Origin of the sequence: Bifidobacterium simiarum (assembly GCF_002802905.1) — a bacterium.
Classification (GTDB): Bacteria; Actinomycetota; Actinomycetes; order Actinomycetales; family Bifidobacteriaceae; genus Galliscardovia; species Galliscardovia simiarum.
Genome location: NZ_PEBK01000010.1, coordinates 38,197 through 55,129, shown reverse-complemented (window position 1 = coordinate 55,129; position 16,933 = coordinate 38,197). Strand labels below are relative to the sequence as shown.

General features: G+C 62.1%; 13 protein-coding genes and 1 tRNA gene. 12 read left to right on the top strand and 2 right to left on the bottom strand.

What is annotated here, in order from left to right; all coding sequences use genetic code 11:
* Window positions 1-667: 667 nt before the first annotated feature.
* Complete coding sequence (locus CSQ87_RS09400) at window positions 668-1,465, bottom strand: SDR family NAD(P)-dependent oxidoreductase (protein WP_100513621.1); 798 nt, start codon at window positions 1,463-1,465, stop codon at window positions 668-670.
* 586 nt (window positions 1,466-2,051) lie between these two features.
* Here CSQ87_RS09400 and rhmD point away from each other — a divergent pair.
* The 9 genes from rhmD (at window position 2,052) to rplA (ending at window position 9,806) form a co-directional block, all read left to right on the top strand.
* Complete coding sequence (gene rhmD, locus CSQ87_RS09395; RefSeq protein ID WP_207761136.1) at window positions 2,052-3,278, top strand: L-rhamnonate dehydratase; 1,227 nt, start codon at window positions 2,052-2,054, stop codon at window positions 3,276-3,278.
* 67 nt (window positions 3,279-3,345) lie between these two features.
* Window positions 3,346-4,110: an aldolase/citrate lyase family protein gene (locus tag CSQ87_RS09390; protein WP_100513637.1), complete on the top strand. Its 765-nt coding sequence runs from the start codon at window positions 3,346-3,348 to the stop codon at window positions 4,108-4,110.
* Window positions 4,111-4,331: 221 nt separating this feature from the next.
* Window positions 4,332-5,126 (top strand): IclR family transcriptional regulator, encoded by a 795-nt coding sequence (locus CSQ87_RS09385; protein WP_100513619.1) that lies wholly within the window; start codon window positions 4,332-4,334, stop codon window positions 5,124-5,126.
* Between the two features lie 59 nt (window positions 5,127-5,185).
* The gene (locus tag CSQ87_RS09380; RefSeq protein ID WP_100513618.1) at window positions 5,186-6,412 is read left to right on the top strand and encodes a pyridoxal phosphate-dependent aminotransferase; all 1,227 of its coding nucleotides are present in this window, start codon (window positions 5,186-5,188) and stop codon (window positions 6,410-6,412) included.
* Between the two features lie 232 nt (window positions 6,413-6,644).
* Window positions 6,645-6,717, top strand: a tRNA-Trp gene (locus CSQ87_RS09375).
* A 41-nt stretch (window positions 6,718-6,758) separates the two neighbouring features.
* A complete protein-coding gene (gene secE / locus CSQ87_RS09370; RefSeq protein ID WP_100513617.1) occupies window positions 6,759-6,989 on the top strand; it encodes a preprotein translocase subunit SecE in 231 nt (76 codons plus the stop codon).
* Window positions 6,990-7,130: 141 nt separating this feature from the next.
* On the top strand, window positions 7,131-7,985 hold the full coding sequence (gene nusG / locus CSQ87_RS09365; protein WP_100513616.1) for a transcription termination/antitermination protein NusG: 855 nt from the start codon (window positions 7,131-7,133) through the stop codon (window positions 7,983-7,985).
* A gap of 682 nt (window positions 7,986-8,667) precedes the next feature.
* Complete coding sequence (rplK, locus tag CSQ87_RS09360) at window positions 8,668-9,099, top strand: 50S ribosomal protein L11 (RefSeq protein ID WP_100513615.1); 432 nt, start codon at window positions 8,668-8,670, stop codon at window positions 9,097-9,099.
* 14 nt (window positions 9,100-9,113) lie between these two features.
* Window positions 9,114-9,806 (top strand): 50S ribosomal protein L1, encoded by a 693-nt coding sequence (gene rplA / locus CSQ87_RS09355; protein ID WP_100513614.1) that lies wholly within the window; start codon window positions 9,114-9,116, stop codon window positions 9,804-9,806.
* A gap of 220 nt (window positions 9,807-10,026) precedes the next feature.
* Here rplA and CSQ87_RS09350 read toward each other — a convergent pair whose 3' ends face one another.
* The gene (locus CSQ87_RS09350) at window positions 10,027-10,797 is read right to left on the bottom strand and encodes an IclR family transcriptional regulator (protein WP_133122388.1); all 771 of its coding nucleotides are present in this window, start codon (window positions 10,795-10,797) and stop codon (window positions 10,027-10,029) included.
* A 265-nt stretch (window positions 10,798-11,062) separates the two neighbouring features.
* Between CSQ87_RS09350 and CSQ87_RS09345 the strand changes: the two genes are divergently transcribed.
* The 3 genes from CSQ87_RS09345 (at window position 11,063) to CSQ87_RS09335 (ending at window position 16,859) form a co-directional block, all read left to right on the top strand.
* A complete protein-coding gene (locus tag CSQ87_RS09345) occupies window positions 11,063-12,421 on the top strand; it encodes an MFS transporter (RefSeq protein ID WP_100513612.1) in 1,359 nt (452 codons plus the stop codon).
* Window positions 12,422-12,477: 56 nt separating this feature from the next.
* Window positions 12,478-14,538 (top strand): glycoside hydrolase family 31 protein, encoded by a 2,061-nt coding sequence (locus CSQ87_RS09340; protein WP_100513611.1) that lies wholly within the window; start codon window positions 12,478-12,480, stop codon window positions 14,536-14,538.
* A 131-nt stretch (window positions 14,539-14,669) separates the two neighbouring features.
* Window positions 14,670-16,859 (top strand): alpha-galactosidase, encoded by a 2,190-nt coding sequence (locus tag CSQ87_RS09335; protein WP_100513610.1) that lies wholly within the window; start codon window positions 14,670-14,672, stop codon window positions 16,857-16,859.
* Window positions 16,860-16,933 lie beyond the last annotated feature (74 nt).

Below are 16,933 nucleotides of genomic sequence, written 5' to 3'. Positions count from 1 at the left end.
TCTGCGGCGTTGCGGGAGGCTCGACGTGCTCCGCTGTGCGAGGGAACGATATGACGTTGTCGATACGCTCCGGGCCGCTCAGGCCAAGTCCTTACGATCGACAACGCCATATCGTCCCCTCTCGGGGTACCGTGTGTTTGGCCACCCCCAGTCCCGCTGTCGCGCGATAGTCCCTGACGTATTGCGCGCCGCACGGCTGAAGCTTGCGGGAAGTTGTGCTCCCGCTGGCGGGAGCTGGCAGCCGTAGGCTGACTGAGGGTGGTCGAGCGGAGTCTTGTGGAAGGGCTGCGGTGGTGCGGTGTTTGGCCACCCCCACCCGGCTTACGCCGGGAGCCCCCGACATCTTGTGCGACGCATGGCCTTTGGTGGCCCATGCTGCTATGGACAGTCCACCGGACTGTCCATCCGGCGGGGGCGAAGCCTCATCATGCCTTCCATTGAGCGCCGCTGATGCCAAGTTTTAGCACCGCTAATGCCAAGCTTTAGCACCGCTGATGGCGGGAGGATGTGTGTGGCCGCAAGGCGTGGGAGACGAAGGCGTCGATTTCTTCCCGCCTAGCACCGCTGATGGCGGGGTAATGTGTGCGGCTTCAAGGCGCGGAGGATGAAGGCGTACAAAGGTACGTCGAATCCTCCGCAACGCAGAAGACGCTCCATTACCACGCCATCACAACACGGAGCGGGTGTCGGATTCGTAGGAATTGCGTCCCTGTCCCGTGGCGGCGGTGGTGCCGCCGTCGACGGGGACGACGAGGCCGGTGAGGTAGGAGGCGCCGGGGGAGGCGAGGAAGAGGGCGAGGTCGGCGCAGTCTTCGGGCTTGCCGGTGCGGCCGAGGGCGACGCGGTCGATGTAGGGCTTGAGGCGTTCGGGGTCGGTCCAGACTTCCTTGTTGATGTCGGTTTCGATGAAGGCGGGGGCGAAGGCGTTGATGCGGACGCCGTACTGGCCGTAGTCGAGGGCGACGCAGCGGACGAAGCCGTTCATGGCGTGCTTGGTGGAGTTGTAGGCGGTCTGGCCCCAGTCGCCGTAGAGGCCGGAGACGGAGGTGTCGACGACGATGTTGCCCTTGGTTTCCTTGAGGTAGGGGAGGGCTTCCTTGGTGAGGTAGAAGAGGCCGTCCATGTTGACGGAGAAGAGCTTGTGCCAGACTTCGTCGGAGACGTGTTCGATTTCGCCGCCTTCGAAGATGCCGGCGTTCGATACGACGACGTCGAGGTGTCCGAATTCGTTGACGACGTCCTGGACGAGGTCGTGGACCTGTTCGTGGCTGGAGACGTCGGTGATGTGGGTGTGGCCGTGTTCGTAGCCGGCGACGGTTTCGTCGAGCGGGGCCTGGCGGAGGCCGACGGCGACGACGGTGGCGCCGTTGTCGAGGAAGCCGCGGGTGATGGCGCGGCCGATGCCGGTGCCGCCTCCGGTGACGATGACGACCTTGCCTGCGAAGTTGTACTGGTTTGCGGTCATGTTCTCCTCGTTTCTATACGTGTTGACTGCGTTGTCTGCGGGCCGTGGGGCGCTGCGATGCCGCCGTGCCGTCGTCTTGGCGGCGATGCAGGCGGCGTATCGGTCGCGGTACGGTCCCTGAGAACTAAGTTCAGTATAGGAAGTGTGGAACAAAATCCCTATATGTGGGATTTGTTTCCGACGAAGGACCGTTGCGGAGAAGATATTGTGCCGGATTGTGCCGGACCGAGACGGATTGTGCCGGACCGAGACGGATCGCCACGGATCATGACGGATGTCGCCGGACCGAACCGGGTCGCGAATCGCCGGTCGAGATCGCACGGGATATCCGTGGTTGCGGATGGCGGGTCCGGGGACTATCGAAAAGAGACCTTCCGGCCGATCGGCCGCCGAATGCCGCCAGTCAACGCCGTAAATCCCAAATATGGGGACGCCATTTCAAGACTGGTACAGTGACGAATGTCAACGATTCGAGACGCCGCGACATCGCGGTATCGGCCGACGAGGCAGACGATGCGACGACGCGTCAACGAACGATCCTCCACCGACGTAGGCGGGGGACGCCACACGAACAAGGACAGGCACTATGGCACTAGCACCATCATTGAAGCTGCCCACCATCAAGCACATCCGTGCTTACAGCATGGGCGGCGCCGCGGCCAAGGTTCACGGCCAGGGCGGCGGCGACTACCACGATCAGGGCAAGGACCACTGGATCGACGATCACATCGCCACGCCGATGAGCAAGTACGAGGAGTACAAGCAGTCCCGTCAGTCCTTCGGCATCAACGTGCTCGGCACGCTGGTCGTTGAGGTCGAGGCCTTCGACGGCACTACCGGCTTCGCGATCTCCACCGCGGGCACGGTCGGCTGCTTCATCGTCGAGCACCACCTGTCCCGCTTCGTCGAGGGCAAGCGCGTCGATCAGATCAAGCTGATCCACGACCAGATGCTCAACGCCACCCAGTACTACTCCGGCGGCGGCGGTGTGGTCATCAACACCATCTCCTGCGTGGATCTGGCCCTGTGGGACCTCTATGGCAAGGTCGTCAAGCTCCCCGTCTACAAGCTGCTCGGCGGCGCCGTGCGCGACGAGATCCACTTCTACGCCACCGGCGCCCGCCCGGATCTGGCCCAGAAGATGGGCTTCATCGGCGGCAAGATGCCGACCCACTGGGGTCCGGCCGACGGCGACGAGGGCATCGCCAAGGACATCGCCACGCTCAAGGAGATGCGCGAGCGCGTAGGCGACAACTTCTGGCTGATGTTCGACTGCTGGATGAGTCAGGACGTCAACTACGCCACCAAGCTCGCCCACGCGGCCGCCCCGTACAAGCTCAAGTGGCTGGAGGAGTGCTTCCCGCCCCAGCAGGTGGAAAGCTACCGTCAGCTCAAGCAGAACATGCCGAAGGGCATGCTCATGACCACCGGCGAGCACACCGGCACCCTCGAAGGCTTTAAGGAGCTCTCCGAGGCCGGCGTGGACATCCTGCAGCCCGATGTCGGCTGGTGCGGCGGCGTGACCTCGCTGTGCGAGATCGCGGCCGTGGCCAAGTCCCGCGGCCAGCTCGTGGTGCCCCACGGCTCCTCCGTGTACTCGCACCACGCGGTCATCACCTTCACCAACACGCCGTTCAGCGAGATGCTCATGACCTCGCCGCACGCCGACTACGTCCGCCCGCAGTTCGACCCCGTCCTGATCGACGAGCCGGTTCCGCACGACGGCATCATCACCGCCGAGGAGCTCGACAAGCCGGGCTTCGGCGTCGAACTCAACCGCGAGTGCCCGCTCGAGCGTCCGTTCGAACACTGATCGGGCGCCGAAAAGGTACGCGATGAGCTACGGCACATCCAATGAAGAACATGTCGGAGGGCATGCCATGACATCTTTACCGCATAACGCCTTCAAACAGGCGCTGAAGGAAGGCAGGGAGCAGTACGGCCTGTGGATGGCCCTCGCCTCTCCCACCGCCGCCGAGATCTCGGCCGGCGCCGGCTACGACTGGCTGCTGGTCGACGGCGAGCACGGTCCGTACGATCTCAACACCATCCTCGACGTGCTGCGTGCCGTGGCCCCCTACGACACCACGCCCGTCGTGCGACCGGCCTCGGCCGATCCGGTGCTGATCAAGCAGGTGCTCGACCTCGGCGCGCAGACCCTGCTGCTGCCGATGGTCAACACCAAGGAGGAGGCGGAGCTGATGGTCAAGGCCGTCAACTACGCCCCCGAGGGCATCCGCGGCGTCGGTTCGCCGATCGCCCGGTCCGGCCGCTGGGGTCGCATCCCCAACTACATGCGTGACGCGAAGAACGAGATCTGCCTGCTCGTGCAGGTCGAATCCCAGGAGGCCCTCGACAACATCGAGGACATCGCCTCCGTGGAGGGCATCGACGGCATCTTCATCGGGCCGGCCGATCTCTCCGCCTCGCTGGGCCACCCCGACGATCCGGCCGCGATCATGGACCAGGTCTACGACGCGTTCGACGTGATCAGGTCGCACGGCAAGGCCGTCGGCTTCCTCGCCTTCGACGTGAAGACCGCCAAGGAGGCCTTCTCCCGTGGCGCGAACTTCGTGGCCGTGGCCGGTGACACCGACCTGTACGTCAAGGCCCTGGCCGCGGACATCGCCCAGTACAAGGGCTGACCCCGCACTTCCTTTCCGCTGTTGCTGACACGGGTCTTCCGCCGGTCCTGCCGACGGGAGGCCCGTTTTTCCGTTGTCCCGTCTTCCGGTCGGACTGGTGTCGGTCGGGTGAATGCGCGGTCGGATCGGTAAACGGTCGGACGGATATGGGGTCGGTTCGGCGAATGGTCGGATCGGTGACGGTCCGACGGGTGATCGTAAGTGAAATAAAGTAGGAGACTATGGCAGAGAACAGTGCAGCCCCCTCCGGCACGCGAACGCTGATCCACGGGATCATGGTGCTGCGCGCCGTTGCCGGCGGCGCGACCAACCTCCGCGAAGTGGTGGAGCAGACCGAACTGAGCCGCAGCACCGCCCACCGGCTGATCCAGGCCCTGCGTGTGGAACGGTTCCTGCGCGAAACCGACGGCGGCCGACTCCAGCTCGGCCCCGCGCTGATCGAACTGGGATTCCAGGCGCTCGACAGCGTGTCGCTGCAGACGGTGGCCCACCCGATTCTGGTGGATCTCGCCCATCAGGTGAAGGACACCATCCACCTGGCCGTGGAGGATGCCGGCATGGCCCTCTACCTCGACAAGATCCACGGCACCCGCGGCATCGAAGTGCGGTCATGGCCCGGATGCCGCATGCCGCTGACCTACACCGGCATCGGCAAGGCCCTGCTGCTCGACGCGCCCGACCGATGGCGCTCGCAGTACGTGCAGGACCGCAACCTCGCCGGACGCGATCCCGAACACGACTACGCCGACGAGGCCACGTTCTCCGCCGCCATGACGAAATTCGCCAAGCAGGGATTCGCCTACGACCTCGAGGAGAACGAACCGGGCATCCGATGCGTCTCCGCACCGGTGCGCGACGGCCGCGGCAAGACCGTGGCGGCGATCTCCGTCTCCGGGGCGATCCAGTTCATGCCTCCCCGGCGCATGAAGGCCCTCGGACCGGTGGTGGTGGACGCCGCCAGCCGGGTGAGCGCCGAACTGGGCTACCACACCGCCGACAACGACCGGATCTCCTGACCCGACCACACGGCCGGTCGACCTACCGTATTTCGCGATCTAGTTATAGGCTGGGCATCATGGCTGAACAAGAATCAAGGCGCACCCTGAGCGACCGAATCAACTCCGTTTCCCCCTCCGCCACCCTTGCCGTGGACGGCAAGGCCAAGGCCCTCAAAGCAGCGGGCGTGGATGTGATCGGATTCGGCGCCGGCGAACCCAATTTCCCCACCCCCGACTACGTCGTGGAAGCGGCCGCCGAAGCCTGCCGCGATCCGCGCAACTACCGCTACACGCCCACCGCCGGCCTGCCCGAGCTGCGTGAGGCGATCGCCGAGAAGACCAAGCGGGACTCCGGCTACGAGGTGAGCCCGCAGCAGGTGGTCGTGACCAACGGCGGCAAGCAGGCCGTCTACGAATCGTTCCAGATCCTGATCGACCCCGGTGACGAAGTGATCGTCCCCGCCCCGTTCTGGACCTCCTACACCGAAATGATCAAGCTCGCCGGCGGCGTGCCGGTCGAAGTGCTTTCCGGCGCCGACCAGAACTTCACGCCCACCGTGGCGCAGCTGGAGGCCGCCCGCACCGCCCGCACCCGCGCGATCATCATCAACTCCCCGTCCAACCCCACCGGCGCGGTCTGGCCCGCCGACACGATCAAGGCGATCGGCGAATGGGCGCTGGAACACGACCTGTGGGTGATCTCCGACGAGATTTACGAACACCTCAACTACGACGACGCCAAGACCACGTACATCGGCGCGGCCGTGCCCGAACTGCGCGACCGTCTGCTCGTGCTCAACGGCGTGGCCAAGACCTACGCCATGACCGGCTGGCGCGTCGGCTGGATGATCGCCGCCGAGCCCGTGGCCAAGGCCGCCGCCAAGCTGCAGGGGCACCTCACCGGCAACGTGGACAACGTGGCCCAGCGCGCCGCGCTCGCCGCCGTGGCCGGTCCGCTCGACGAGGTGCACCGCATGCGCGAGGCCTTCGACAAGCGTCGCCGCGCCATCGTCGCCGCGCTGAACGAGATCCCCGGAGTCGACTGCCCCACGCCCACCGGCGCGTTCTACGCCTTCCCCGACGTGACCGCCCTGCTCGGCCGTCCGCTGGGCGCCAACGGATCCGTGGCCGCCACCAGCTCCGAACTGGCGTCGCTGCTGCTCGACGAGGCTCATGTGGCCGCCGTGCCGGGCGAGGCGTTCGGCGCTCCCGGCTACCTGCGCTTCTCGTACGCGCTGGCCGACGATCAGCTTGTGGAGGGCATCCGCCGGTTCCACGAGTGGGTCGAGGCGGCCAAGGCCTGATCGGGGCGGCCTGATCAGAGTGGTCCGGTCGATCGGTGTCGGTCTGGTCGGATCGTCCGATTCTGGTCGGATCTCCCGATCCCGCAAAACGTTGTCATATGGCCGTACACGCCGTATGACGGTGCCGGGTGGACGAAAACCGCAATAGCCGCTAATATGTGCTCTTGGCGGTTTTTCGTCTGCCTAGCACCTCCCTGTTCCAAGGGTGTGTGTACGATAGGCAAAGTTGAATAGGGAAGTGGCGCAATTGGTAGCGCAACGGTCTCCAAAACCGTAGGTTGTGGGTTCGAGTCCCGCCTTCCCTGCTAGAGATGAACCTTGGTTCTTCGAACTGGTGAGGATGGATATGGCGAAGAAATCAAACGCTGAAGCAAGCACGGTCAAGCCGAACATCTTCATGCGAATCGGCCTGTTCATCAAGCAGATCATCGATGAGCTGCGCAAGGTCGTCACCCCCACACGCAAGGAACTGCTCCTGTGGTCCATTGCCGTGTTCATTTTCGTCATTTTCCTGATGCTGCTGGTCACCGCACTTGATTTCGGTCTGGGCAAGGCCGTGATGGCGGTGTTCGGCTGATCGTGACCGTCTGAGGCCGTAGGGGTCGTACAGGTACGCATAGGTACAGGGGATTCGATACGGTCGATACGGATACCGTGCAGAATCACATCGTGCGAATCGCCGTACAAGGCTGAGCGCCACAATCTTGAAGGACACGCTATGACTGATGAAGCTATGACTGATAAGGCTACGACTGATGAATTCAGCGAAGTGAACGACGAGGCCGTCGAGGTCCCCGCCGCCGAACCTGAGACCAACGAGTCTGAGGCTGGCGAGGTTGCCGCCGAGCCGACCGAGGCTCCTGCTGCTGAGGTTGCTGAGGCTGAGGGCGCGGGCGATGAGGCTGACGGTGAGGCGGTCGACGGCATCGCCGAGCCCGCCGCCGACGAGCCCAAGGACGCCGGCCAGATCGCCGTCGAGGAATTCTCCAAGCAGCTGCGCACCCTCCCCGGCAAGTGGTACGTCCTGCACACCTACTCCGGCTACGAAAAGCGCGTCAAGACCAACATCGAATCCCGCGTCTCCTCCTTCGGCATGGAAAACCAGATCTTCCAGGTCGAAGTCCCCATGGAGGAAGTTGAAAAGCACACCGACAAGGGCAAGAAGATCGTCTCCCGCGTCCGCATCCCCGGCTACGTGCTCATCCGCATGATGCCCGACGACGACGCCTTCCGCATCGTCCGCGAAACCGAAGCCGTCACCGGCTTCGTCGGCCAGGACCGCATCCCGGTGCCGCTCACCCGCAAGGAAGTCGTCACCATGATGTCCCCCATGATCTCCTCCGAAGCCCTCAAGGCCGCCGGCGACAAGCCCGCCGCCGCCAAGAAGCGCACCGTCGAAGTCAGCTTCCAGGTCGGCGACCACGTCACCGTCAACGACGGCCCCTTCGCCTCCATGGCCGCCGTCATCTCCGAAGTCTCCCCGGCCACCCAGAAGCTCACCGTCCTCGTGTCCATCTTCGGCCGCGATACGCCGGTGGAGCTTAACTTCGACCAGGTCGAAAAACTCGATTAATCATCGATGACGGAGTGTCTTCTGCGTTGTGGAAGGCTCGACGTACCTTCGTACGCCTTCGCCTTCCACGCCTTGAAGCCACACGCGTCATCGACGATTAATCGTAATCGTTGATGACGGAGTGTTTCCGTCGTTGCTCCTCAGTCGCGGTACCTTTGTACCGCTTCCTTCGGTGCGCCTCGGAGCCACACGCGTCATCGACGATTAATCTTGGGAATTAGTGCTTACTTGGCTTCCCCTTGGGCTGAACCCGTTAAGAAAACGCCGGAGGCGTTTTTAGGGTTCAGGCGAGCCGACAGGCGAGCTGGTTGAAGGGTCGGTCATAGACCGTCTGTTGTTGCTGTTGAAGATGGCGGCGTAAGCCGACTGATGAGGGCTGAACCCGTAAGAAAACGCCGGAGGTATTTTTGCCGTCAGATTTAGGGCCGTGGATTATATCCGCGGTCCTTCTTGTTTTCCGGGAGGCCGACCGGCGTGTTGTCCGGGGAATGAGGCAAAATAGAAAAGTTGTGTCTGGAGGGATTGTCTGCGCGGTAATCGCGTGGATGCCTGCTAGCACAGCACAGCAACAATAGGTTGCGGGAGGAGTTCGTCGCCCTCACGGTTCCGCTGGTTTTCCCATCGGATCGGGCGTTCGCGACGTTCGCCGCTACCACCGCTTCATAGAAAGAAGAACCATATAATGGCTCCCAAGAAGAAAGTCACGGCGCTGATCAAGCTCCAGATTCAGGCTGGCAAGGCCAACCCGGCCCCGCCGCTGGGTCCGGCTCTGGGTTCCCATGGCGTGAACATCATGGACTTCTGCAAGGCGTACAACGCCCAGACGCAGGACAAGATGGGTCAGGTCATCCCTGTCGAGATCACCGTCTACGAAGATCGTTCCTTCACCTTCATCCTGAAGACCCCGCCGGCCGCGGCTCTGCTGAAGAAGGCCGCCGGCGTTGAGAAGGGCACCGAAAACCCGCTGACCCACAAGGTCGGCTCCGTCACCAAGGCTCAGGTCCGCGAGATCGCCGAGATCAAGATGGAAGACCTGTCTGCCCGCGACATCGAAGCCGGCATGAAGATCATTGAGGGCACCGCCCGTTCGATGGGTATCACGGTTACGGACTGAAAGGAGAAGGACTCATGGTAAAGCGTTCCAAGAAGTACCGCGAGGCCGCCGAGAAGATCGACCGCGGAAACCTCTACACCGCCAACGAGGCCATTGCCCTGCTCAAGAGCATGCCGGCCTACAACTTCGACCAGACCGTCGAAGCCGTGTACCGTCTGAACGTCGACCCGCGCAAGGCCGACCAGCTGGTCCGTGGCACCGTCAACCTGCCCCACGGCACCGGTAAGACCGCCAAGGTCCTCGTGTTCGCCCGCGGCCCGAAGGCCACCGAGGCCACCGAGGCCGGCGCCGACATCGTCGGCGATGACGATCTGATCGCCAAGGTGCAGGGCGGCTTCCTCGACTTCGACGCCGTGGTCGCCACCCCCGACATGATGGGCAAGGTCGGCCGTCTGGGCCGCGTGCTCGGCCCCCGCGGCCTCATGCCGAACCCGAAGACCGGCACCGTGACCATGGACGTCACCAAGGCCGTCAAGGACATCAAGGGCGGCAAGATCGAGTTCCGCGTGGACAAGAACGGCAACCTGAGCTTCCTGATCGGCAAGCTCTCCTTCGACGAGGCCGCTCTGGACGAGAACTTCAAGGCCGTGGCCGACGAAGTCAAGCGTCTCAAGCCCGCCACCGTGAAGGGCCGCTACATCACCAAGGCCACCATCACCTCCACGATGAACCCCGGCGTGCCGGTGGATCCGGCCCTGCTGGCCTGATTTCGGTTCATTGATCCGGCGGAATGCGCCGACGCCATGTGATGTCCGTGACCTCCACGGATGAGCCGGCGGCATGACGCATACCGCTCCCGCTTTGTAACAAGCAAAGATTGCAACACGAAAGGCCCGAGAGCTCAACGCTCCCGGGCCTTTTCGTATTCGCGGCGATGAACGCGAAGCCAGGTCTGGTCCATTCGCCTCTGGTCGCTCCCATCGCCGCCTAGTGATTACCCCCGATCATTCCAAGATTGACGCTGATACGGTCGGCGGCCTCAAGCACCTGCTCAGCCAATTCGTCCACGCCGATCTTGCGCATCGTGGAAAGGCGCCCCGCCACGGAAATCGAAGCGCAGATCTTTTCCGAGGCATCACGAATCGGCGCAGCGATGCACAGCCGACCGAACGAGACTTCCTGATCCTCAATGCAGTAGCCGCACCGGCGTCCCTCCTCAATCTGACGGGTCAGCTCCTCGTGTGTACGCACGGTCTTCGAATTGAATGGCACCAGCTCATCGCCGAGCTTGGCCCGACGCTCCTCCTCGGTCATATCCATCATCAGGCACTTGCCCATAGCCGAGGCGTGCATGGAAACCGCCAAGCCAATAAGCGTGCGGTTCTTCGGTGAAAGACGCCCCTCGAAGTTGCAGATGTAGACCGGTGCCCCGTTCTCCTCCTTGATCACATAGGCGTTCAGTCCAGTCTCCTGTGCCAACGCCTCGCAGAGCACCCGCGATTCACGGAACAGCGGATCATGATTGAGTTTCTGACTGGAGAGTCTGAGAATCTCGGCTCCCAGCGCATACTGCTGATCATCGGTGCGGGTCACCAAGCCGTAGGCCTCCAGACTGGTTAGCAGACGAACCGTCGTGGATGCGCCGAAATTCACCACCCGTTCCACATCCGCGGCCCTCATGGAGTCCACGTCCGCATTCCCCAATGCTTCCAGTACTTTAGCTGCTTTGGCGATGGTCTGATAAGTCTCAACGGCCATATTCGTCACCTGTCTTCATTCGGTCTGATGGTCGATACGCCCATTATGCATCGACCGTATCGATGATCGTCCGCTATCTGGAACTTTACTCACACTGTTGTGTCTATATCTGGTTTGTGTTATCTTAATAGTGCAATAAGCATTGCAGATAATGCAATAAACATTGCAGAATGAACTGCAAGGCTGTCTCGGCACCGCAGCCCGGACGATAGGTCACCGCCAATAATCGCCATCCAAGCAGTATGGATTTTCAAAGGAGAAAGTCATGCATCAGGAATCGCATGAACCGTCCGCGCCGGTCGCGGACGACGAGGAACAGAAGCTCGCTCTTAAGATCGAGAGCGATGAGGACCGTCGCGCCGCGCTGCGTCGCGTGATCCCGACTGCCGGCATCGGCCACTTTGCCGAATGGTTCGACTTCGCGCTGTACGGCACGCTCGCCACCGTCATCAGCATGAACTTTTTCCAGAAGGGCGATCCGCAGGCGGCCATGCTCTCCACCTTCGCGGTGTTCGCCGCGGGCTTCCTGATCCGTCCGATCGGTGGTATGTTCTGGGGGTCGTTGGGTGATCGATTCGGCCGTAAGAACGTATTGGCCGCCATCATTCTGTGCACCACCGGCTGCACGTTCCTGATGGGCTGCCTGCCGACCTATCAGACGCTGGGCATCTGGGCCTCCGTGGTGCTGGTGCTGCTGCGACTGCTTCAGGGCTTTGCCGCCGGCGGCGAAAGCTCGGGATCGACCACCTTGCTGTTGGAATTCTCGCCCTCCAACCGCCGAGGATTCGTCACCAGCTTCATCGATCTGTTCGGCGTGGCCTCCTATCTGGCCGGATCGGGCATCGTACTGCTGCTCAGTGCCGTGGTCGGCGAAGCCGCCGTGGAAGGCTGGGCATGGCGTATTCCGTTCTTCATCGCACTTCCCCTCGGCTGGATCGGCTTCTACATGCGAGAGAAGCTGGAGGACACCCCGGAGTTCAAGGCCACGAAGAAGATGAGCAAGGTGCAGAAGTCGCCGCTGAAGATGTCGGTGATGACGCAGTGGAAGGTGCTGCTGTTCTGCGCCGGATTCGTTACCATCAAGTCGGTTGGCCACTGGATGCTTCAGACCTTCATGCCCGCCTACCTGCAGACCGATCTGGAATATGACCAGCTCACCAGCTACGGTGCCACATTCCTTGGCTTCCTCGTCTGCTTCGCATTGATCGGACCGTTCGGCATGCTCAGTGACCGCATCGGCCGGCGCCCGGTCATGGCCCTTGGATGCGTGGGCTTCATCGTATTGACCTATCCGACGCTGATCCTGATGTCGGCCGGAAGCTTCTGGGCCGCGGCCGGCGCCATGGCGATCCTCGGCATCTGCCTGGCCGCCGTGGATGGTGCGATCAACGCGGCCATGGCCGAGCTGTTCCCCACCAACCTGCGATTCACCAGCATGGCCTTGGCCTACAACATCGCAGTCTCCCTGTTCGGCGGCCTGACCCCGTACATCTCCTCGTGGCTGATCGCCAGCACCGGCAACAAGTTCGCACCTGCCTTCTGGCTGATGATCGCCGGAGCGATTTCGTTGGTTGCCGTGTGGAAGGCCCGCGAGACCGCGCATTCGCCGCTGAATGCCGGCTGAGCAATTGGTCGGAAGACGAAAGAGAACACGAACGACAACAACGGAAGTGATACACAATGAATGCAGTACTGGAACGCGACGGTGAGAGGCTGGTCTGGAGGTGTCGGCACGAGACGCTATGGCTGGAACCTTGGGGGCCGAATGCGCTGCGCGTGCGCGGAACCAAGAACCGTGCCATCGACGAGAACCTGCAATGGGCGTTGAACGAACGGCCTGTAACGCCCGGATCCTCGACGCACATCGAACTTGACGGGGCGGAAGGCGAAGCGCAGTCGGGGCGTATCGTCAATGGATCGATCACCGCCGAGATCGACCAGCGCGGCTGGATCTCCTTCCGCAATGCGGATGGCAAGGTACTGCTGGAGGAGTTCTGGCAGATCAAGGACGGCGGCGACGAAACCAGTGCCGTGGAGCTGCCGGCCCGAGATTGGCGGCCCGTCCTCGGCGGTGACTGGCGCCTGACCATGCGGTTCAAGGCTCATGACGATGAGCGCATCTACGGTCTCGGCCAGCGGCAGATCCATGAGCTCGATCTCAAGGGCTGCGTGCTGGAACTGGCGCAGCGCAACTCGCAGGCCAGCATTCCGTTCATGCTGTCCAACCGCGGATATGGTCTGCTATGGAACAATCCGGCCATCGGTCGAGTCTCGTTCGCTCGGAATCTCACCGAATGGGAAGCCGAACGTACCGATCAGCTCGACTACTGGATCTGTGCCGGGGACACCCCCGCGCAGATCGAGGAGCAGTACTCCGCGGTGACCGGTCATGTGCCGATGATGCCGGACTGGGCCATGGGATTCTGGCAGTGCAAGCTGCGGTACAAGACCCAGGAGGAGCTGCTGCGCGTGGCCCGCGGCTACAAGGAGCGTGGCGTGCCGATCTCGGTGATCGTGGTTGACTTCTTCCACTGGCCGCAGCAGGGCGAATGGAAGTTCGATCCAAAGTATTGGCCCGACCCGGCCGGTATGGTCCGTGAATTGGAATCCATGGGGATCAAGCTCATGGTGTCGATCTGGCCCACCGTGGACGTCAACTCCGAGAACTGGGATGAAATGGAGTCCAAGGGATATCTGGTGAGCACCGATCGCGGCACCCCCACGCTGATGAACTTCATGGGCAACGAAAGCTACTTCGACGCCTTCAATCCCGGTGCCCGAGCCTTCGTATGGTCGAAGGCCAAGGAACACTACTACGACAAGGGCGTGCGCCTGTTCTGGCTGGATGAGGCCGAGCCCGATCTCTCGCCGCATTACAGCTTCGACATCGTGCGCTATGACGCCGGTCCGGCCCTCAAGGTCGGAGGCTTCTATCCGGTGGAATATGCGAAGACCTTCTATGAAGGGCAGCGAGCCGCCGGGCAGCATGAGGGCGACATCTGCAATCTGTTGCGATGCGCTTGGGCAGGCAGTCAGCGATACGGTGCCCTGCTATGGAGCGGCGACGTGCATTCCACGTTTGAATCGTTCCGTCGGCAGGTGGTCGCAGGCCTCAATGCCGGTATCTCCGGCATTCCGTGGTGGACCACCGACATCGGAGGATTTACCGGCGGTGATGTGCGAGATCCGAAGTTCCATGAATTGCTGGTCCGATGGTTCCAATTCGGCGTGTTCTGCCCGGTCATGCGGCTGCATGGCTTCCGTGTCCCCATTGAATTCGATGTCACCGACGCATGGCGGAAGTTCAATGAGCCGTTCTGCTCGGGAGCCGACAACGAGATCTGGAGCTATGGAGACGACCTGTATCGAATCCTGAAGTCCTGCATCGAACTCCGGGAACGGCTGCGGCCGTACGTCGCCGAACGGATGCGCGACGCGCATGAACAGGGCACTCCGGTGATCCGTCCGCTGTTCTACGATTTTCCGGACGATCCGGACGCGTGGGGCGTGGATGACGAATACCTGTTCGGGCCGGACGTTCTGGTGGCGCCCATCCTGTACGAGGGACAGCGCAGCCGCGAGGTTCGTCTGCCAAAGGGGGCGGACTGGGTGTTCGTCGGCCCCGGTCAGGAAACGACCGAATATCAGGGCGGTGCGGTCGTGGAGGTGCCGGCGCCGTTGGATCACATTCCGGTATTCGTAAGAAAGGGGGCTGGAGTGCTGGAGGCATTACAAGACTGAGTCGAACGCGTCGGGATTCCGGCAGGTCCGGAACCGACGCGTCATCACGAACGACATTGACAACGCAACGACACTGATAAACGCCATGACATCAGCAACGTCAAGAATGGCAAGAGGAAAGAAGCAGACCAATGACAGCAACCAATCAACGCTTCACCTGGGGCAATGACCACATTGCCCTCGACATCGTGTACGGGGACGACATCCCTCCATATATCGAATCGATCCGACCTATCGGGGTGCCGGCATCCGACACCGCCTTCACGCAGCCGCAGTCGATGGTGCAGATTTCGGCTAACGGTGCGATGCAGGGCAATTTCGGATCACGGTATTCCGAGATGATCATCGGCAACGATCTACGATACGTCTCGCACGAGGAAACTCTCGGGGAGGGAAGCCGGACCCTGTCGGTGACCCTGCGATCCGAACGGTACGGTCTGCGTGCCGTAGCGCAATTCACCGCCTATGATGGCGTTGCCGCGGTCACGGGCAAGGTCACCGTAACCAATGAAGGGGAACTGCCATTGCGGCTGACTTCGGTGAGTTCACTTTCGGCCTACGTCAGGCTCGACGGCGACGATTCGCATTGGGACGTGGTCACAGGCATTTCCGATTGGACCAGCGAGAACCGTTGGCGTCGAGAACGTCTGCGTGACTATGATCTGGTCTCCGTGCTTGATATCCATCGTCGCAACAAGGCCAAGGCGGCCGCCGCCGCGCAGGCCGCCGCGTCGGCAGGCAAGAAGGTCGATTCCCGGTCCTCATCGGTCACCTCGTTCGGCAACACCCTGACCCGCAGCTCCGTCAGTAGCCGATCCACAGCCCATGATCTGCCTCAGGCGGCATTGGTCGATCCGGACACCGGGCGCTCGCTCGCATGGCAGGTGGAATCCAACGGTCCCTGGCTGTGGCAGCTGGGCGAGCGGATGGACGGATTCTATCTGGTACTGTCCGGGCCCACCGATGTGGAACATCACTGGCATGTCGATCTCAAGCGGGATGAATCATTCACCACCGTAACCGGTATGGTTGCGGTTTCCGATCGGGAACTTGATGGAGTGGTGGGCGAACTGACCGCATACCGTCGCCACACCGTCCGCACCCACGTTGATCATAAGGATCTGCCGATCGTGTTCAACGATTACATGAACACGTTCATGGGTAACCCCACCACGGCCAAGGAACTGCCGCTGATCGAGGCGGCCGCGAAGATCGGCGTGGAGTACTACTGCATCGACTGTGGATGGTATGACGAACATGGCGATTGGTGGCCGTCGGTGGGGGAGTGGAAGGAGTCCCGCACGCGGTTCCCCGGTGGCCTTGCCGAGGTGATCGATCATATTCGTGATAACGGTATGACGCCGGGCATCTGGCTGGAGCCGGAGGTCATCGGCATCTCCTCGCCGTATGTGGATGAACTGCCCGAAGAGGCGTTCCTGCATTCCGGCGGATATCGTCTCGAAACGCATCTGCGGTATCTGCTCGATCTGCGTCATCCCGTCGTACGTCGTCATCTCGACGAGACGGTCGATCATCTTGTCGATGATCTGGGCATTCGGTACTTCAAGCTCGACTATAACGTGAACACCGGTGCCGGCACGGACGTCGATGCGCCAAGTCGCGGCGAAGGGCAATTGGAGATCGATCGTGCGTATCTCTCATGGCTGGACGGTGTGGAGGATCGTCATCCGGAGGTGACGATCGAGACCTGCTCGTCGGGTGCTATGCGCGCCGACTGGGAGACGCTGAAGCGCGCCCAACTGCAATCCACCAGCGATCAGCAGGATTACCGGCTGTATGCGAATATCTCGGCATCCTCCCCGATGAGCATGCTGCCGGAACAGTGCGGCGATTGGGCGTACCCGAATGCCGACATGACGATCGACGAAGTGCGATACACCATGATCAACGGTATGGTCGGACGTCCGTATGTCTCCGGGTATCTGACGCGGATGAGCCCCGAACAACTTACCGAGATCACCGCCGCGTTGGATATCTACAAGTCGATCCGTGCGGATATCGCAACGGCGGTGCCGTTCTGGCCCGCCGGCCTGCCCGGCTGGCGTGACGAGACGGTGGCATTGGGTCTACGATCCTCGCGAACGCGCGGATATTTGGCGGTGTGGGTGCGCCCCGATGGCGCGGAAGCGTCCGATGAACCGGTATCGCTGAACCTGCACGGCGACGATGTCGATTTCGCATCCGTGAGGGTACTGTACGGCGGGAATGGTGATATTCGTTGGGATCTCGATAGCCATACGCTTACCGTGCCCGGGTCGACGGCTCCGGTGGCGTATCTGCTCGAACTCGATTACGAGTGACGATTGTCCGTACGGTAAATACGGCGATCGGTTCCATTGACGGCTCTCTGATGGCTCCGAAGGCGATGCTCTCG

Excerpts from the sequence above, each read along its gene's own strand:
- CSQ87_RS09385 (WP_100513619.1), top strand. The coding sequence starts at position 4,332 with ATGGCAGAGAACAGTGCAGCCCCCTCCGGCACGCGAACGCTGATCCAC.
- CSQ87_RS09350 (WP_133122388.1), bottom strand. The coding sequence starts at position 10,797 with ATGGCCGTTGAGACTTATCAGACCATCGCCAAAGCAGCTAAAGTACTG.
- rplA (WP_100513614.1), top strand. The coding sequence starts at position 9,114 with ATGGTAAAGCGTTCCAAGAAGTACCGCGAGGCCGCCGAGAAGATCGAC.
- rhmD (WP_207761136.1), top strand. The coding sequence starts at position 2,052 with ATGGCACTAGCACCATCATTGAAGCTGCCCACCATCAAGCACATCCGT.
- secE (WP_100513617.1), top strand. The coding sequence starts at position 6,759 with ATGGCGAAGAAATCAAACGCTGAAGCAAGCACGGTCAAGCCGAACATC.
- CSQ87_RS09345 (WP_100513612.1), top strand. The coding sequence starts at position 11,063 with ATGCATCAGGAATCGCATGAACCGTCCGCGCCGGTCGCGGACGACGAG.
- rplK (WP_100513615.1), top strand. The coding sequence starts at position 8,668 with ATGGCTCCCAAGAAGAAAGTCACGGCGCTGATCAAGCTCCAGATTCAG.
- CSQ87_RS09335 (WP_100513610.1), top strand. The coding sequence starts at position 14,670 with ATGACAGCAACCAATCAACGCTTCACCTGGGGCAATGACCACATTGCC.
- CSQ87_RS09390 (WP_100513637.1), top strand. The coding sequence starts at position 3,346 with ATGACATCTTTACCGCATAACGCCTTCAAACAGGCGCTGAAGGAAGGC.
- CSQ87_RS09380 (WP_100513618.1), top strand. The coding sequence starts at position 5,186 with ATGGCTGAACAAGAATCAAGGCGCACCCTGAGCGACCGAATCAACTCC.
- CSQ87_RS09400 (WP_100513621.1), bottom strand. The coding sequence starts at position 1,465 with ATGACCGCAAACCAGTACAACTTCGCAGGCAAGGTCGTCATCGTCACC.
- nusG (WP_100513616.1), top strand. The coding sequence starts at position 7,131 with ATGACTGATGAAGCTATGACTGATAAGGCTACGACTGATGAATTCAGC.
- CSQ87_RS09340 (WP_100513611.1), top strand. The coding sequence starts at position 12,478 with ATGAATGCAGTACTGGAACGCGACGGTGAGAGGCTGGTCTGGAGGTGT.